Source organism: Rhodonellum psychrophilum GCM71 = DSM 17998 (assembly GCF_000381545.1).
GTDB lineage: Bacteria > Bacteroidota > Bacteroidia > Cytophagales > Cyclobacteriaceae > Rhodonellum > Rhodonellum psychrophilum.
The window spans coordinates 1-18,016 of record NZ_KB906686.1 but is presented as its reverse complement, the minus strand read 5'-3'; the positions used below and the strand labels follow the sequence as shown (position 1 = coordinate 18,016).

The following is an 18,016-nucleotide window of genomic DNA, read 5'->3' as shown; positions in this document are numbered from 1 at the left end:
AAAAAAAAATAAATACAATTTATATTTACAAAAATAAACAGGATTTGAGAATCTTTTACATTTCCGCCCCAAACACAAAATAACCCTCTTTCCATTCTACCGATTCGGGTTTTGAATCAAACAGCCCAAAAACCGTCGCCCCTGAACCAGACATGGCTGCATAGAAGGCCCCCAAATCATAGAGTCGGTCTTTGATCTGGGCGATTTCCGGATATTTAGGGAAAATGCTGGCCTCAAAATCATTCACCAAATGCGCTTTCCAAAGGCTTTGGTCCGCAAGAATATTTTTGAGATTGCCCAAAGGCTTTTTTGGGGAAATGCCGCTGTAGGCATCTTTGGTGGAAATGTGGATCTGTGGATTGATCAAGACGAGGTATTTCCCTTTCAGGTCAACGGAAACAGGCTCCAAGATTTCGCCTCTGCCAGTGGCGATTTTTGGAGTGTTTTCGATGAAAAATGGACAGTCGCTTCCCAATTGCGCGGCATAGTCTTCCAAAAACCAATCTTCGAGATGCAGGTCAAAAAGGTTGTTCATCAACTTGAGTGCAAAGGCAGCATCGGCAGATCCGCCTCCCAATCCAGCGCCGATGGGAATGTTTTTGTGCAGGTGAATATTCAGGTTTGGCAGGTCGTTGAAATCCTTTCTGAGCAATTTGAATGCTTTCAAAATCAAGTTGTCCTTGTCGACTCCAGGTATGGGTAGGCCGGTGCTGGTGAAGACGGTCTTGTTGTCCAATATCATTTCCAACGCTTCGAAGAGCGGAATGGGTACCATGCAGGTTTCTAGTTCATGGTAGCCATCTTTCCTTTTGGCGGTCACATGGAGGCCAAGGTTTATCTTGGCATTTGGGAAACTGATCATATCGGGAGTTTCAAAATTGAAATGCAAAGATAAGCGCTAAACCCGTTTTATGCATGAGGAATGTTATTCAAGACTGTTATTGTTTGATAAACATTCCGGTGTTGACGTTTCTTTACCTTTTCCTGCTGGGATTAGGAAATGTCTACATAATAGCGTGATCCTCTTTTAGTTTCACCAATCAAAGAAACCTCTATACAGATTTTGGGCTAAACTGAAAACTGGATCAATTCGCCGGAAAACCCGATGCGTCCCCACTTTGTGTTTGAAGGAAACAAGGTGAATCAAATGCAAACTTTGGGACATCATTTGAATAATTCATTTGGCTTGTCATGATCGGTTTCAAAAGGATCATTTTATGTTATATTTATCAAAATACACTTTTTGTTATTGAATAGAAGGTATATGTATTTTTTACTTGAAAAAAAATCAAAAAAATAAACATTTGATTAGGGGATGAAGAATTCAATACAAAATTTTGAATTTTTGATCAAACCCAATTTTCATCAATAACTTATTCTGTTTATATTGATTTCGCTGTGTTAAAATTTTTCAAAAATATTTAAACACCTTGTTTTAAATTCTTAATTAGATAAAAAAAAGAAATTAAATATTGTAAGTGTGGAAATAGAGCTTTAATATTGTATCATCATAAACAAAGAAAAAAAAGAACCACAACCACATGTTGAAAATAGTCACTCCTCTAAGCATTATTATTCTCATTGATATAAAGTAATGAGGCGCTAGGCTATTTAGACAAACATCCATATAATGCTAGGTGCCTCAGATGATGAGGCACTTTTTTTTATAACCCATTAAACCGACGAACGCATCACCATGAGTCTAAAAAAATACAGTTGGGAGATCAGTGACAATGAAGAACATCCGGCAGGGAAAGCCATGCTTTACGCCACCGGAATGAGTGATAAAAAGATGAAACAGCCTTTTGTAGGGGTAGCCAGTTGTGGCTATGAAAGTAACCCCTGCAATATGCACCTGAATGACTTTGCCGGTCTGATCAAAGAAGCCTCCTCGGCGCATGATCTGACCGGTTTGGTTTTTAATACCATCGGGATTTCTGACGGTATCTCGATGGGAACGGACGGAATGCGCTATTCCCTCGTATCCCGAGAGATCATCGCGGACTCCATCGAATCCTTTATTTCGGGACATTCCTTTGATGCCTGTATCGCGGTGGCCGGTTGTGATAAAAACATGCCGGGTGCTATCATGGGGATGCTCAGGATCAACAGACCCTCGATCATGGTCTATGGCGGCACCATTCGTTCCGGTAATTATAAAGGCGAAAAACTGAATATCGTATCCGCTTTTGAAGCCTATGGAAAAAGGATCAAAGGTGAGCTCAGTGACCAAGATTACCAAGGTGTGATCCAAAATGCATGCCCGGGAGCTGGGGCCTGTGGTGGAATGTATACTGCCAACACGATGTCCTCGGCCATTGAGGCCATGGGGATGTCATTGCCATACAGTGGGTCTTATCCCGCAAATTCCCCGGAGAAAATTCAGGAATGTAGGGATGTCTCCAAGTACATGAAGATCCTTTTGGAAAAAGACTTAAAACCAAAAGACATCATTACCCTTAAAAGCCTTGAAAATGCCGTAAGGGTAGCCGTTTCCTTAGGAGGAAGTACCAATGCGGTTTTGCATATTTTGGCCATCGCCAAGACAGCCGGTTTGGATTTTACCTTGGAGGATTTCAAAAGGATCAACCATTCCACCCCGGTTTTGGGAGATTTCAAGCCTTCGGGAAAATTTTTGATGGAAGATCTTCATGAGCAAGGAGGATTGCCGGCCTTTATGAAATACCTGTTGAACAATGGTCTCCTTCATGGAGATTGCATGACGGTGACGGGCAAAACCCTGGCGGAAAACCTTGCGGATGTTACTCCAATTGTGCCTTCCATGGTCAACGTCATTCATCCCATTGAAACACCATTACAAAAAACAGGTCACCTCTGTATCCTACATGGGAACCTTGCACCGCAAGGTTCAGTTGCCAAAATCTCCGGCAAGGAAGGGAAATCCTTCACTGGCCCAGCCAAAGTTTTCAATTCTGAACTGGAAACCAACGAGGCCATCAAAAACAAAAAAATTCAGGAAGGTGATGTCATCGTGATCCGATACATCGGTCCCAAAGGTGGACCAGGCATGCCGGAAATGCTGAAACCCACTTCCATGATCATCGGAGCCGGACTTGGTTCCAGTTGCGCTTTGATCACCGACGGCAGATTCTCGGGCGGAACCCACGGATTTGTGGTGGGACACGTGACGCCGGAAGCCTACTTGGGCGGACCTATTGGCTTGCTTCAGGATGGGGACGTCATCACCATCGATGCCGATACCTTGGAACTCAAATGTGCGGTTTCGGAGGAAGAATTTGCAGAAAGGAAAAAACATTGGGTCAACAAAGACCTCAGCGGACTTCAGGGAACGCTCAAAAAGTACAATAAATTGGTCTCGACCGCATCAGAAGGTTGCGTTACGGATAATTAATCAATTAAACCAAATACACCATGATAAGAGGAGCGGATATCGTAGTTAGATCCCTTATTGCCGAAAATGCCGAATATATATTTGGTTATCCTGGAGGTGCCATCATGCCCGTGTATGATGCTTTATATGATTACAGTGACAGAATCAAACATGTTTTGACCCGTCATGAGCAAGGAGCAATCCATGCCGCCCAAGGATATGCGCGCGTCTCCGGCAAGGTAGGAATTGCCTTGGCCACCTCCGGTCCGGGGGCAACGAACCTGATCACTGGCATTGCCGATGCCCAGATTGACAGCACACCCTTGGTCTGTATCACGGGGCAAGTCGCAGCACATCTTTTGGGCACAGATGCTTTTCAGGAAACGGACATGGTGGGCATTTCTATGCCAGGAACCAAATGGAACATCCAGGTTAGAAGAGCGGAAGACATTGCTCCCGCCATTGCCAAAGCTTTTCATATAGCCCGATCCGGTCGTCCGGGTCCGGTATTGGTGGACATCACCAAGAATGCCCAGACAGAATTTGCCGAATTCAACTATATCCCTTGTCTCGGCATTCGTTCTTACAAGCCTTATGCGGAAGTCAGTAAGGAAGCTGTTCAGCAAGCTGCAGAGTTGATCAATGCTGCAGAGCGCCCATTTATTGTCTTTGGACAAGGTGTTTTGATTGGAAAAGCCGATAAGGAATTGAAAGCCTTCGTTGACAAAACAGGGATTCCTGCAGCTTCAACACTCTTGGGTTCCGGTGCATTGTCAGAAATGAACACGCATTATGTAGGGAAATTGGGGATGCACGGCAACTATGCACCAAATATCCTTACCAATCAATGTGACGTGCTCATCGCCGTGGGAATGCGGTTTGATGATCGGGTTACAGGGGATTTGAAGCGCTATGCCAAACAAGCAAAAGTCATCCACTTAGAACTTGATCCCGCAGAGATCGACAAAAATGTCAAATGCACAGTCCCTATTTTGGGAGATTGTCGCCAAAGTCTGGAAATGCTGATCGAAGCTGTACATGCAAACAAGCATGAAGACTGGTTGCAACGTTTCAGGGAACTGGAAAAAGAAGAGAAAAAAGTAGTGTGTGCCAATGATTTGTCGCCGACGAAAGTTGGGTTGACCATGGGTGAAGTCATTCGGTTTATCAATGAATACAAAGCCGACGATGCCATTTTGGTGACAGATGTGGGGCAGCACCAAATGATTGCCTGGAGATATTTTGACTACAAACAGCCTAGGACTCAAGTGACTTCAGGTGGATTGGGTACCATGGGATTTGCCCTTCCGGCAGCTTTGGGTGCCCAACTGCATGACTTTAACAGGCAAGTGATCTGTGTCTGTGGAGATGGAGGAATTCAAATGACGATCCAGGAATTGGGTACGATCATGCAGACCAAAGCACCTGTAAAGATTGTTTTGCTGAACAATAACTATCTCGGGATGGTCCGACAATGGCAGCAGATGTTTTTTGACAAAAGGTATTCTTTCACGGAACTGGAAAACCCTGATTTTGTCAAAATCGCGGAGGCCTATAAAATCAAAGGGAGTAAAGTAACTGGACGCGCAGAGCTCAGTGAAGCCGTAGCAGATATGTTCATTCATGACGGCCCTTACTTCCTGGAAGTAGTGGTGGAGAAAGAAGACAATGTCTTCCCGATGATTGCCACAGGATGTTCCGTAGAAGAAGTAAGATTAAGCTAAAACCAGATTTATGAACCGTTATACCATTTCTGTTTTCACGGAAAATTTCATAGGGATACTCAATAGGATTACCATCATATTCACGCGAAGGGGAATCAATATCGACGCCTTGACAGCCTCCGAAAGCCGGGAAGATGGCATTTACAAAATCACGATCGAACTGACCACTTCTGAAGAACAAGTCATTCAATTGTCCAAGCAGATCGAAAAGATCATCGATGTGATCAAGGCGTTTTATTATACCGATGATCAAGTGGTCTATCAGGAAATCGCACTTTATAAAATCCCGATAGAAAGCCTTGACCCCAGATTGGAAAAAGTGATCAGGCAGTTCAATGCCCATATCATCGCGGCGGAAAAGGACTTTGTGGTCATCGAATTTACAGGGCACAAGGAGGATACCCAGTCCTTACTGGAAATATTGAAAGAATTTAACATACTCGAATTTGCCAGGTCAGGCAGGGTGGCGGTGGCCAAACCCATGGATACTTTAGACAAATATTTAAAATAATCAAACCTTTAAAACTATGAAACTGAAATTCGGATCAGTAGAAGAAAATGTAGTCACCCGGGAGGAATTCCCTTTGGAGAAAGCAAGAGAAGTGTTGAAAGACGAAGTCATTGCAGTATTGGGTTACGGCGTTCAAGGGCCTGGTCAGGCTCTCAATCTTAAAGACAATGGTTTCAATGTCATCGTAGGACAGCGAAAAGGCTCAAAAACTTGGGATAAAGCAGTCTCTGACGGCTGGGTTCCAGGCAAAACATTGTTTGAACTGGAAGAAGCTTGCGAAAAAGGCACTATTCTTCAGTTTTTGCTCTCCGATGCCGGACAGATTTCCGCATGGCCAATGGTGAAAAAACACCTGACGCCTGGCAAAGCATTGTATTTTTCCCATGGCTTTGGGGTTACGTATAAAGAAAAAACCGGGATTATCCCTCCTCCAGATGTGGATGTGATTTTGGTGGCTCCCAAAGGTTCCGGAACTTCCTTGAGAAGAATGTTTGTCGAAGGAAGAGGATTGAATTCTTCCTATGCAATCTTTCAGGACGGTACCGGCAAAGCAAAAGACAGGGTGATCGCCCTTGGGATCGGCGTTGGTTCTGGATACCTTTTCGAAACCGATTTTTACAGAGAAGTGACCTCGGATCTTACGGGAGAAAGAGGAACTTTGATGGGTGCGATACAAGGGATTTTTGCTGCGCAATATGAAGTGTTGAGAGCAAACGGCCATACCCCTTCTGAAGCTTTCAATGAAACCGTTGAGGAATTGACACAAAGTTTGATGCCTTTGGTTGCTGAAAATGGAATGGATTGGATGTATGCCAACTGCTCCACGACTGCCCAAAGAGGTGCCTTGGATTGGTGGAAACCATTTAGGGATGCGACCAAACCGGTATTTGAAAAATTATACGAAAGTGTAAAAACCGGGCAGGAAGCGCAAAAATCCATTGACTCCAACAGTAAAGACGATTACAGGGAGAAACTGGAAGTGGAATTGAAAGAATTGAGAGATTCTGAGATGTGGCAAGCAGGTGCTACCGTCAGAAAATTAAGACCCGAAAACAACTAAATTATGAGTGAAAAGCTATGGATATTCGATACCACCCTTCGTGATGGAGAGCAGGTTCCTGGTTGTCAGTTAAATACCCAGGAGAAAATAGTAGTGGCCAAGGCTTTGGAAGAACTAGGAGTCGATATCATTGAGGCTGGATTCCCAATTTCCAGCCCAGGGGATTTTAATTCTGTATTGGAGATTTCTAAGGCAGTCACCAATCCTATTATCTGCGCCCTTTCGAGGGCAGTGGAAAAAGATATTGAAGTAGCAGCAGCTTCCCTCCAATATGCCAAAAAAGGGAGAATTCACACCGGAATCGGTGTTTCTCCCTACCACATTCAATACAAACTTCGATCCACCCCCGATGCAATTATCGAGAGGGCAGTTCAGGCAGTGAAATATGCCAAGAGTTTTGTGGAGGATGTGGAGTTTTACGCAGAAGATGCGGGAAGGGCAGAAATGGAATTTTTGGCGAGAATCGTGGAAAAAGCCATCAAGGCTGGCGCCACGGTGATCAACATTCCCGATACCACAGGCTATTGCCTTCCTGAACAATACGGTGCCATCATCCGGTACCTGAGGGAAAATGTGTCGAATATCGACAAAGCCATCCTTGCCACCCATTGCCACAATGATCTGGGAATGGCTACGGCCAACACCATCGCTGGGGTTCAAAATGGGGCAAGACAGGTGGAAGTGACGATCAATGGTATCGGAGAAAGGGCGGGAAATACCTCCATGGAGGAAGTCGTGATGGCCATCAAATGCCACCACGACATCCCAGTCTTCACCAACATCAATACCCCTTTGATCTACGGAACCAGCCGATTGATCTCCAAGCTGATGAACATGCCGGTTCAACCCAATAAAGCAATTGTGGGGAGAAATGCATTTGCCCACTCTTCGGGAATTCATCAGGATGGTGTCTTGAAGCACCGCGAAAACTATGAAATCATCGATCCCAAGGAGGTTGGCGTTTTGGAATCTTCCATCGTACTAACAGCCAGAAGTGGTAGGGCAGCATTAAAACATCATTTGGATGCCTTGGGTGTTCATTTGGAAGGTGAGGAATTGAGGGAAGTGTATGAAGCTTTCTTGATTGTGGCCGACTCCAAAAGAGACATTGGCCCCAAAGATTTACTTTCCTTGGTGGGCAAGTACATCGAAGACTCCACATTCATTGAACTGGTGAAAGTAAGCTATGAATCCAATGGAACCATTAAAGCCAATGTTGAGCTCAAAGTAGGGGAGAAGACACACTTTGCCACCTCAGAAGGGAATGGTCCAGTGGATGCCGTATTGAAAGCGATTGAGAAAATAGTGAAGCCGCAGGTGGAATTGGAGGAATTTTTGATTCAAGCCATTACCGCAGGAAGTGATGATCAGGCAAAAGTACACATGCGGTTGATGCAGGGAGAGCGTCCTTATTATGGTTTTTCTTCCAATACTGATATCGTGTTGGCTTCTGCTGAGGCATTTGTGGATGCCCTAAATAAAATACCCGTTAAAGATAAAGTGATCCTATAAAAGATGGAAAAGAAAACATTATTTGACAAAATATGGGATGCCCATGTGGTTCGCTCAGTAACCGATGGCCCAGATGTATTCTTCATTGACAAGCATTTTATACACGAAGTGACCAGTCCCGTGGCTTTCCTGAATTTGGAAAAAAGAGGAATCGGTGTGCTTCATCCCGAAAGGACTATCGCAACTCCTGATCACAATGTACCCACTGTGGATCAGGACAAGACCATAAAGGACAAACTCTCCCGCATGCAGGTTGAAAAGCTGAGGGAATATTGCAAAAAATACAATATTGAATTGCACGATCTGGGAAGTGCGCACCATGGAATCGTTCACGTTATTGGACCCGAACTCGGGATCACGCAACCGGGAATGACCATCGTCTGTGGTGACAGCCATACGTCAACGCATGGTGCCTTTGGTGCCATTGCATTCGGTATCGGAACTTCCGAAGTCGAAATGGTCTTTGCGACCCAATGCATCATGCAGTCCAAAGCCAAGAAAATGCGGATTACCGTAGATGGTGAACTTGGAAAAGGAATTACCTCAAAAGACATCATCCTTTACATCATCGCCAAAATATCCGCCAGTGGCGGTACTGGTTATTTTCTGGAATATGCGGGATCTGCCATTGAAAGTCTAAGCATGGAAGCAAGGATGACGATCTGCAACATGAGTATAGAAATGGGTGCCAGGGGAGGATTGATCGCTCCGGATGAAACGACCTTCAATTACCTAAAGGGGAAACAATATGCCCCCAAAGGGGAAGAATGGGACAAGACAGTAGCGTATTGGAAAACCCTGAAAACAGATGAGGGAGCCATTTTTGACAAGGAATACCATTTTGATGCAGCGGACATAGCTCCAATGATTACCTACGGCACCAATCCGGGAATGGGAATTAAAATCAATGATTTGATCCCAACAACTGCAGGAATGGAGGGCAGTAACAAAACATCTTTCCTGAAATCCTTGGAATACATGGGCTTTGAGGCCGGTGAATCCATCCTGGGGAAAAAGATGGATTATGTCTTTGTCGGAAGTTGCACGAATGGCAGGATCGAGGACATTCGGTCTGTGGCTGAATTTGTCAAGGGAAAGAGAAAAGCGGACAACATCACCGCGTGGATAGTGCCAGGGTCCAGGGAAGTTGAGAAATTGGCCCACGAGGAAGGATTGGTCAAAATCCTCGAAGAGGCAGGTTTTGAGCTTAGACAACCGGGTTGCTCGGCATGTCTGGCGATGAATGACGATAAAATCCCTTCAGGGAAATATGCGGTTTCGACCTCCAACAGAAATTTTGAGGGCAGACAAGGTCCCGGCGCGAGAACTTTGCTGGCCAGTCCGCTTACTGTCGCTGCCATTGCGGTGACAGGGAGGATTACAGATCCAAGGGAAGTGTTTTAATATTAAATGAAAGAAAGATGGCTTACGATAAATTCAATACATTAAGAAGTACCGTGGTTCCCTTGTCCGCTGAAAATGTGGATACGGATCAAATCATTCCTGCGCGTTTCCTGAAGGCTACCGAAAGGGTGGGTTTTGGTGACAATCTTTTTCGGGATTGGCGATACGACGTGGAGGGCAATCCCAAACATGATTTTGTTTTGAATGATCCCACTTATTCCGGAAAAATCCTTTTGGCTGGAAAGAATTTCGGTTCAGGTTCCAGTCGGGAACATGCTGTTTGGGCCCTCTATGATTATGGCTTCAGGTGTGTGGTTTCCAGCTTCTTTGCGGATATCTTTAAAAACAACTGCCTCAATATCGGCGTCTTGCCGGTGACCATCAGCCCAGAATTTGCAGATGTTCTTTTCAATGCCGTGTCTGCAGATCCAGAGACGGAAGTTGAAGTGGATATTGATCGGCAGACGATAACCTTGCTCAGTACGGGTCAGTCAGAAAGTTTTGACATCAATTCCTATAAAAAGGAAAATATGAAAAACGGTTTTGATGACATCGATTATCTCTTGAATATCAAAGATGAAATCGCGGAATTTGTTGCGGGGAAGTAAGCAAGATTGTATCCCCATTTATTGAAATCCTCAAAGCGTGAAATTTTCTCAGCGAAGGATTATTGTAAACAGCATGGGATTGGATCCTTGTCTATTTTATCAAAGGAAAGCACAAAAATGGGACATCATAGGAAAATAGAAATCATGGACACTACCTTGAGGGATGGAGAACAGACCTCTGGGGTTTCCTTTCTGCCTTCTGAAAAACTCCAAATAGCCAAGTTGTTGTTGGAGGAATTGAAGGTGGACAGGATAGAAGTGGCTTCTGCCCGGGTTTCTGAAGGGGAAATGGAGGGCGTGAAGAAGATCACCCAATGGGCTTCCGAAAAGGGATTTCTGGATAAGGTTGAAGTCCTTGGGTTTGTGGATACCCCAACCTCCGTGGATTGGATAGCCGACTCAGGGGCAAAGGTCATGAACCTGTTGACCAAGGGGTCTTTGAATCACCTGACCCATCAACTTAGGAAAACGCAAGAGCAGCATTTCGAAGAAATTCGAGAAAGCATAGCCTACGCAAACAAAAAAGGGATCCACGTCAATGTTTATCTGGAAGATTGGTCCAATGGAATGCGAAATTCCATGTCTTATACCATGGAATTGATCGGTTTCCTGAGTCAACTCCCAGTCAAGAGAATCATGCTTCCCGATACATTGGGCTTGCTTCACCCTCGTGAAGTGGCGCATTTCATCAAGCTGATCACCACCGAATACCCGGATTGTCACTTTGACTTTCACGCCCATAATGATTACGATCTTTCTGTGGCCAATGTGCTGGAGGCCATTTATAATGGAGTTGTCGGCATTCATACCACCATCAATGGTTTGGGAGAGAGGGCTGGAAATGCACCTTTGGAAAGTGTGATCGCCGTATTGAAGGATTTCACCGATTACCGATTGAATGTTCAGGAGAACAAGATTTTCCGCGTAAGCAAACTCGTGGAGCAGTTTTCAGGACAGCATATTCCTGCCAACAAGCCTGTGGTTGGGGAAAACGTCTTTACCCAAACCGCAGGAATCCACGCAGATGGGGACAATAAAAAAAATCTTTATTTCAACGATCTCCTGCCCGAGCGCTTTGGCAGACAGCGGAAATACGCACTTGGCAAAAGTTCCGGAAAGGCCAATATCCTGAAAAATCTTCAGGAATTGGGCATTTCCCTGGAGCCAGACGAATTGGCCAAAGTGACCCAAAAGGTCATCGAACTTGGCGATAAAAAGGAAAGAGTCACCACCGAAGATTTGCCATACATCATTTCCGATGTGCTCCAAAACAACTCTGTTGCCAAAGACATCAGTATCGAAGGGTATCACATGACCCATTCCAAGGGTTTGAAACCGACGGTACAGCTCAAGATGAAAATCCATGGCGCATATTATGAGCAGAGTGCTTCGGGAGATGGACAGTACGATTCTTTCATGAAGGCGCTGAAGAAGATTTATAAATCACTGAACAAAGAACTTCCGCTTTTGTCCGATTACCATGTGAGTATCCCTCCTGGTGGTAAAACAGATGCCTTTGTGGAAACGGTGATTACCTGGGAATATGGAAAGATATTCAAAACCAAAGGTCTGGACAGTGATCAGACCGTGGCTGCCATGATGGCCACCGAAAGAATGCTCAATATCATCGCAAAGATTGACAGTAAAAACAAACCGAATACGGATTCAGAAAACAAGAATTTTTATGGAAATGAATATCGCACTATTGCCGGGTGATGGCATAGGCCCAGAAGTAATTGCCCAAGCAGTAAAAGTAATACAAGCAGTCGCCAAGAAATTTGGTCATACCATTCATTTTGAGACGGCGCCAGTGGGTGCCGCCGCCATCGATTTGACTGGAGATCCTTATCCGGAGAGTACCCATGCTGTTTGTTTGAGAGCAGACGCAGTGCTTTTCGGCGCCATTGGTGATCCTAAATATGACAACGATCCCAAAGCAAAGGTAAGGCCTGAACAAGGATTGTTGGCCATGAGAAAGAAATTGGGGCTTTTTGCAAATGTCCGTCCAACCTTCACTTTCCCCTCATTGGTTCACAAATCACCTTTGAAACTTGATCGGGTGGATGGTGTGGATTTCGTGTTTTTCAGGGAATTGACCGGTGGGATTTATTTCGGTGAGCCTAGAGGTAGAAACGAACAGGGAACGAAAGCCTTTGACACCAATGTGTACACGAAGGAAGAGATTACCAGACTTGCCAGAATGGGTTTTGAAGCGGCCCAAAAGCGCAGAAAACTCCTGACCTGTGTGGACAAAGCCAATGTATTGGCCACTTCCAGGCTCTGGAGGGAAACTGTTCAGGAATTGGCTCCGGAATACCCGGATGTCAAAGTTGAATATGAATTTGTGGATGCGGTGGCGATGCGACTGATCCAATGGCCGAAAGCCTATGATGTGTTGATTACAGAGAATTTGTTTGGCGATATCCTGACAGACGAAGCCTCTGTGATATCAGGTTCGATGGGCTTGATGCCTTCGGCTTCTTTGGGGACCGAGAACAAATTGTTCGAACCGATCCATGGCTCCTATCCACAAGCTGCAGGAAAAGACATCGCCAATCCATTGGGGACAATTCTATCGGCCGCAATGATGTTTGATTATGCTTTCGACCTGAAAGACGAAGCAGCAGCGATTTCTGATGTGGTCAACAGATCTCTTTCCGAGGGAATCGTCACCGAGGATATTGCAGATGGGGCAAAAGCCTACAAAACCTCTGAGGTAGGAGATTGGTTGGCGGAGAATCTGTGAGATTGATCTCTGGAGCAGGCCAAATAATTCATGGTGATTTATAAGTAAATCAACGATGCCCAGTCAACTTTAGATTGTTTGCATATAATTAAAAAAGAGATCCTTTCTGGGATCTCTTTTTTAATTATATGGGTTTGAGTTGGGGTGATCCTATATCGGACAAGCAACAGATCTTTCCACATCTACATGCACGCCATAGAATTCCCCATATGGAACAGAAATGCTGTATGGACTGGTGTTTGCTTTACCCTTTGTCGTAAATAGTCCAGGTTCTGGATTGCTTGCTGGAGGAGTGGAGGAATAGTGTTGGATTTTCACATTTTCATCCGTATCCGCAAATCTCCATCCCTCATTCAGCGTGATGGTGATTACTCCATTCAACAATTTTACAGTTCCAGCTGCCAAAGTTTGGCCAGCAAACAAAGTTACACCTGCCTCCAATGCTGATTTTGAAGAATAAGTAGCCCAGTTTCCTTTGGTGACATATCTGGTTCCGGCAGCCCATGCTGTTTCATCCTCCCAGCATTTTTCATCGTCGCATGGCTCCAAATTGTAACAAAGCTTAAGGTTACTTAAATCTGGCGTGTTTCCTTGACCCACTGGAGGAGAAATCAATCCCTCATCACTGGTTTCTCCGTTCCCATAATAGTAGGCATTGGCCCCAGGTCCACCTTTCACAAGGACTACAAGATTCTTCAGGCAGTATTTTACCCCGTCAATGTAAACAGGTTCAAAACTCCATGAAACGAATTTGTTATCCGTAACCGTCACGGTAAAGCCGTCTGGAAAAGCTTCGCTGAAAGTGTTTCCCCCTAAGTAATCATTGCCACCTTGGCCTTCAGGGTCCGGACTTGTAAATGAAAAGCCACCCTCAACTTCGAAATAATCCGCAGCTTCTGAGCAGAGAACATTTCCTCCGTTATTGGCACCTTCAAGATACACAGGACCAGCTGTTCTGGCATTCCACATATCCGAAGATAAACCACGTAAAGCAGCAAGTTCTTCACTGCTTTCCATATTAACATTGTCAGGCGCAGGGGCCTCAAATTGCGAGCAGGACACCATGAAGGCGACCAGGGCCAATATCCAAACCTTGTTCAGATAATTGGCAGAAGAAAAGTTTGCCATAGAAAAGTTAAATTGGTTGTTAATAAGCAAATATAAATCAAAAAAAAGAACATAAAATAACTTTAATAAAAAATAAAATAATAAAAATACAAAAAAATAAACTAATAATTATGTAAAAGAAGATTTAATTTTATGAATACAGATGAATCGTGGGGCTTTTTTTTAAAAAATCAGATACAGCCAATTTTTTCATCGGGATAGAATAAATGATTTTTGGTCTATTTATAAGATCCAAAAGTCTATTTTTGTGCTTTTACAGAAATGCCAAAAAAACCCTCCGAATATTGATTTCTATGCAAAATCGACCCTTTACCTATCTTCTTTGGATGCAATACCTAGGCTTTCGCTACAATGGCTGGCAAAAGCAACCCGATGGGAAAACCGTTCAGGGGAGGATGGAGAAAGTGTTGCGGTTTGTACTTGGGCATGGAAACTTCACCACGCTAGCCGCAAGCAGGACCGATGCAGGAGTCTCCTGCAATAGAGGTGCTTTTGAGCTTTTTTCGGCAGAACCGGTGGATCTTCCGGAGTTAATCCAGCAGATGAATGTTTACTTGCCCAATGACATCAGGATATTGGAGGGACAAGCAATATCCCAGGATTTCAACATCATCCAGGATGTGGTCGAGAAGGAATACCGATACCATTTCGCCACCGGAGAGAAGTTCCACCCTTTTGCCGCAGGCAACCTGCTCCATGTCATAGGGGAACTTGATATTCCCATGATGAAACAAGGAGGGGAACTTTTGTTGGGGAAGCATGACTTCAGAAGATTCTGTTCCATTGACAAAATCACGGACGATTATGTAAGGGAGGTTTTTGAATTGAATTTTTTGGATCATGAATTGGCCGGAAAAGGACTTGTTCCCGCAGATAGCTTTACAATTTCGATAAAGGGAAAAGGTTTCCTGCGGTATCAGATCAGGGTGATGGTGGCTGTTCTTATTGATTTGGGATTGGAAAAAATAAGCTTGGAGCAAATTTCAGAGGCACTGACCAGTCAGGAAAACAAACCACTATGCGAACCAGCGAAGGCACATGGCTTGGTATTGGAGGAAGTCGTTTTCGATTTCGGAAGACAAAAGTAAAGAGGAGAAAATCCATTCTCGGTTTTTTCGGAACAAATCCCAATCTTTTCAATTTCCAGAACAATTGTCAGGCCTTACCAGCCGCCTCCGCCACCGCCTCCTCCGCCGCCACCTGAAAATCCACCTCCTCCGGATCCTGAACTGCTGCCAGGAGGAGTGGATGCACTGGAAATGGCCGATGAAAAACTGCTGCCCAAGGAGGAGCTGAAGGCAAGTGCATTGAATCTGCCCATTGAATAGGAATGGTACCAAGTGGGTTGATAGGCTTCCCGAACACTCTTGGAAACCTGCTGCTCAAATTTCTCCGCCCATTTGTTTTCCACTCCCAAAGCAATGGCGTAGGGAAGTAATCTTTCAAAAACCGCCGGGGTCATGTTGGGTTCATGGGCCATGTTCAGAGGGTTTTTTTCGGTTACGGAAAGATATCTCTTGAATCCCTCGATTTCATCCATGATTTTTCGGCCCTCGATGGTGGGCGCTTGCATCAGGTTGTAAAAGACGAGGGTAAGGATGAAGATCAGGATTCCCAAAACAACCGGAACCCCGGGAGAAGGGGAAAGCAAACCGGTCAGGAGGATTGTTGCCAAGCCCGTCCCAATTCCCTTTGCGGTATAGCCAAAATTGATTTTGAACCTTCCTGGCATGACCTCCGTCTTTAAAAATTTCAAAAGACTTGTTTTGGCAGAAGTAAAGATTTGATGGTTTTTATTGTCCAAGTGAATTTCATTGCCATTCTTGAACAGAACAGTTGCGACGACTTTTTCGCCTGTGGTGAGCCCATTCAGTGAATCACCGACTTTGGTCAGGGAGAAGTCATTTTTTTTCTTTGTTTCAATCGTCAAATAGCCATGGACTGCCATGGCTACCAAAGTGGCGGTAAATACCTTCTGGTCAAAACCCATCCGCATCAAATAGCGCGAACAGGCAGCCGTCAATCCCTCGGGGGCTTCAAATCTCGGGATGATCGTCCCCTTTGCCGGATCTTTCCCCACTTTTTTCCAGGAGGAAAAGAATACCCAAAATGTGAGGAGCAGGCCAATTCCTCCCACCAAGATATGTTTGTTGTCACTCAAAAAATGACCGCTTTTTTCCAATGCACTTGGTTGGGCGACAAATCCCTTTGGCCAAGCCAGGGCAACGGTGAATTGGTCTCCCGGATTTAATTTTCCTTTGGTGCTGAAGTGGACCTTTTCTCCCTCATCTTTTATCTCACAATTGTAGCCCGTGGATCCTGAAGGCCCGGTAAATGCATCATATTGTATCGTTTTGGCTCCATTGGGAAGCCAGACGGTCACCCCGGCACTGTCAATCGCAAAATCCCATCCACCCCCGATGGCATTGAAATACAGTTCATCGTAATTTTCAAAAAAACCAAGTTGTCGATCTGTGCGGAATTTCAGTGTGTAGGTGTAGGTATTTGGCTGCAGGAACGTATTGGCATCACCGATGTAGATGATTTTTCCGTTGTTCTTGTTTTCCAGGCGGAAAGGCTCCTTTTTCCCATCCCGAAGGACCTCCAAGACTTCAAAACTGACCTTGTACCGATTGCCCAATCGGTCTTGGTACTGTGTTGGGAAATCCCTGAATATCCCCCTTCTGATTTTCACTCCTTCAGATAAAACTGTGATTTTTTCCTCAACCAAGATCGATCCGGATTCCTCAATCTGAATAACCGAAAAATAGGAGAGGATCCTTTCCTGGGAAAATGCAGTATTTACCAGAAGAAAAAATGGGAGGATGAATGCCCAAGATTTCATGAAAAATCAACTTTTGGGTTGATCCTATCCGAAACATTTTCTAGTTCGAAGAAATCCCGCTGGGTATGGTGAGCGATATTGGCGACGATGTTCGAAGGAAACTGCTCGATCTTGGTGCTATAATCACGCACAGTTCCATTGTAATACCTCCTTGCATTTTGGATGTCGGATTCTATCAATTGCAGTTGGTTTTGAAGATCCAGGAAATTCTCATTCGCCTTAAGTGCTGGGTAACTCTCCGCAAGCGCAAACAAGCGACCCAAAGATTGGGACAGGGCTCCTTCGGCAGCGCCGTGTTCCTTGACGGAATGGGCATTTATCCCGGCATTCCTTTTTTCGATGACCCCTTCGAGGACCTCCTTTTCATGGCTGGCATAACCCTTGACGGTATTGATGATATTGGGAATCAGGTCATACCTTCTTTTGAGTTGCACATCGATTCCGCTCCAAGCTTCATCAACCAAATTTTTCAACTGGATCAGTGAGTTGAAAATACTCACAAAGTAAAAGGCAAGAAGGGCTACGAGGATAAGGATAACAATCAGGGCCATGGTAGGGTCGGTTTAAAAGATAGAAAACAGTGTATGAATATACAGAAAAGGAATTTGGATCAAAAAAATAATTCTCGTAAATAAATTGGGCGAAGATTGGCCAAGGGATTGTGAGCCAATTGGAAAGGGAATAATGCTCCTTATTTTCGCAAAGTTTTTCAGAATTTCCTGTTGACCGAAGCGAATACAAAACCTTTCTGGACTTCAGAAAAAAAGCGTGCCCGACAGCGAGGCCACTGAAAAAGTAGCTAAAACTGAAGGTAAAATTTTGAAAGCGACTAAGTCATTGACAAGAGTGACTTAGCCGCTTTCTTTTTTTTCGCCACTAGCTTTTAAAATTTCTCTATTGAAGCCTATACCGAACTAATTTTGATGATTTTCAACGATTTTCTACCAGTTTTTGATTATACCCGGGCCAGTTTCAAGATCCTTTTAACATTTACGGTGAATAAAGCTATGGCAGCTTGCATTTCCATGTTATTTATCCCGTAAGATATTGCCCTTCCAAATCCATGTGCGTTTTTTAACTCTCCGTTTTTCGCTTCTATTTTATACCGTTCCTTTGCTTTTTCTTT

At 44.5% G+C, this 18,016-nt stretch carries 15 protein-coding genes; 10 read left to right on the top strand and 5 right to left on the bottom strand.

Annotated elements, in window-relative coordinates; all coding sequences use genetic code 11:
• Positions 1 to 55: 55 nt before the first annotated feature.
• Positions 56 to 862: a 4-(cytidine 5'-diphospho)-2-C-methyl-D-erythritol kinase gene (ispE, locus tag F824_RS0117915; protein ID WP_019599308.1), complete on the bottom strand. Its 807-nt coding sequence runs from the start codon at positions 860 to 862 to the stop codon at positions 56 to 58.
• Positions 863 to 1,696: 834 nt separating this feature from the next.
• Between ispE and ilvD the strand changes: the two genes are divergently transcribed.
• The 9 genes from ilvD to leuB all read left to right on the top strand — a co-directional run bounded on the left by ilvD (position 1,697) and on the right by leuB (position 12,917).
• Positions 1,697 to 3,373 (top strand): dihydroxy-acid dehydratase, encoded by a 1,677-nt coding sequence (gene ilvD / locus F824_RS0117905; RefSeq protein WP_019599306.1) that lies wholly within the window; start codon positions 1,697 to 1,699, stop codon positions 3,371 to 3,373.
• 20 nt (positions 3,374 to 3,393) lie between these two features.
• Positions 3,394 to 5,076, top strand: coding sequence for a biosynthetic-type acetolactate synthase large subunit (ilvB, locus tag F824_RS0117900; RefSeq protein ID WP_019599305.1), 1,683 nt, complete (start codon positions 3,394 to 3,396; stop codon positions 5,074 to 5,076).
• Between the two features lie 10 nt (positions 5,077 to 5,086).
• Positions 5,087 to 5,587: an acetolactate synthase small subunit gene (ilvN, locus tag F824_RS0117895; protein WP_019599304.1), complete on the top strand. Its 501-nt coding sequence runs from the start codon at positions 5,087 to 5,089 to the stop codon at positions 5,585 to 5,587.
• A 16-nt stretch (positions 5,588 to 5,603) separates the two neighbouring features.
• Positions 5,604 to 6,647 carry a ketol-acid reductoisomerase gene (gene ilvC, locus F824_RS0117890; RefSeq protein WP_019599303.1) on the top strand — a complete coding sequence of 348 codons (1,044 nt, stop codon included), beginning with the start codon at positions 5,604 to 5,606 and terminating at the stop codon, positions 6,645 to 6,647.
• Positions 6,648 to 6,650: 3 nt separating this feature from the next.
• The gene (locus F824_RS0117885) at positions 6,651 to 8,159 is read left to right on the top strand and encodes a 2-isopropylmalate synthase (RefSeq protein WP_019599302.1); all 1,509 of its coding nucleotides are present in this window, start codon (positions 6,651 to 6,653) and stop codon (positions 8,157 to 8,159) included.
• A 3-nt stretch (positions 8,160 to 8,162) separates the two neighbouring features.
• Positions 8,163 to 9,563, top strand: a complete 1,401-nt coding sequence (gene leuC, locus F824_RS0117880; protein WP_019599301.1) for a 3-isopropylmalate dehydratase large subunit — start codon at positions 8,163 to 8,165, stop codon at positions 9,561 to 9,563.
• A 17-nt stretch (positions 9,564 to 9,580) separates the two neighbouring features.
• A complete protein-coding gene (gene leuD / locus F824_RS0117875) occupies positions 9,581 to 10,171 on the top strand; it encodes a 3-isopropylmalate dehydratase small subunit (RefSeq protein ID WP_019599300.1) in 591 nt (196 codons plus the stop codon).
• A 117-nt stretch (positions 10,172 to 10,288) separates the two neighbouring features.
• Positions 10,289 to 11,887: an alpha-isopropylmalate synthase regulatory domain-containing protein gene (locus tag F824_RS0117870; protein ID WP_019599299.1), complete on the top strand. Its 1,599-nt coding sequence runs from the start codon at positions 10,289 to 10,291 to the stop codon at positions 11,885 to 11,887.
• On the top strand, positions 11,856 to 12,917 hold the full coding sequence (gene leuB, locus F824_RS0117865) for a 3-isopropylmalate dehydrogenase (RefSeq protein ID WP_019599298.1): 1,062 nt from the start codon (positions 11,856 to 11,858) through the stop codon (positions 12,915 to 12,917). The genes F824_RS0117870 and leuB overlap by 32 nt, the downstream gene beginning before the upstream one ends.
• Positions 12,918 to 13,067: 150 nt before the next feature.
• On the opposite strand, the gene F824_RS0117860 is transcribed toward leuB, so the two are convergent.
• Positions 13,068 to 14,045: a hypothetical protein gene (locus tag F824_RS0117860; RefSeq protein WP_019599297.1), complete on the bottom strand. Its 978-nt coding sequence runs from the start codon at positions 14,043 to 14,045 to the stop codon at positions 13,068 to 13,070.
• 293 nt (positions 14,046 to 14,338) lie between these two features.
• Between F824_RS0117860 and F824_RS0117855 the strand changes: the two genes are divergently transcribed.
• A complete protein-coding gene (locus F824_RS0117855) occupies positions 14,339 to 15,133 on the top strand; it encodes a tRNA pseudouridine synthase A (RefSeq protein ID WP_026333788.1) in 795 nt (264 codons plus the stop codon).
• A gap of 74 nt (positions 15,134 to 15,207) precedes the next feature.
• Here F824_RS0117855 and F824_RS0117850 read toward each other — a convergent pair whose 3' ends face one another.
• The 3 genes from F824_RS0117850 to F824_RS27265 all read right to left on the bottom strand — a co-directional run.
• Positions 15,208 to 16,890 carry a DUF2207 domain-containing protein gene (locus F824_RS0117850; RefSeq protein ID WP_019599295.1) on the bottom strand — a complete coding sequence of 561 codons (1,683 nt, stop codon included), beginning with the start codon at positions 16,888 to 16,890 and terminating at the stop codon, positions 15,208 to 15,210.
• The gene (locus F824_RS0117845) at positions 16,887 to 17,441 is read right to left on the bottom strand and encodes a LemA family protein (RefSeq protein ID WP_019599294.1); all 555 of its coding nucleotides are present in this window, start codon (positions 17,439 to 17,441) and stop codon (positions 16,887 to 16,889) included. Before F824_RS0117845 ends, F824_RS0117850 begins: the two co-directional genes overlap by 4 nt.
• Before the next feature lie 404 nt (positions 17,442 to 17,845).
• A partial coding sequence (locus F824_RS27265) for a transposase (protein ID WP_019599293.1) occupies positions 17,846 to 18,016 on the bottom strand: 171 nt, incomplete at its 5' end.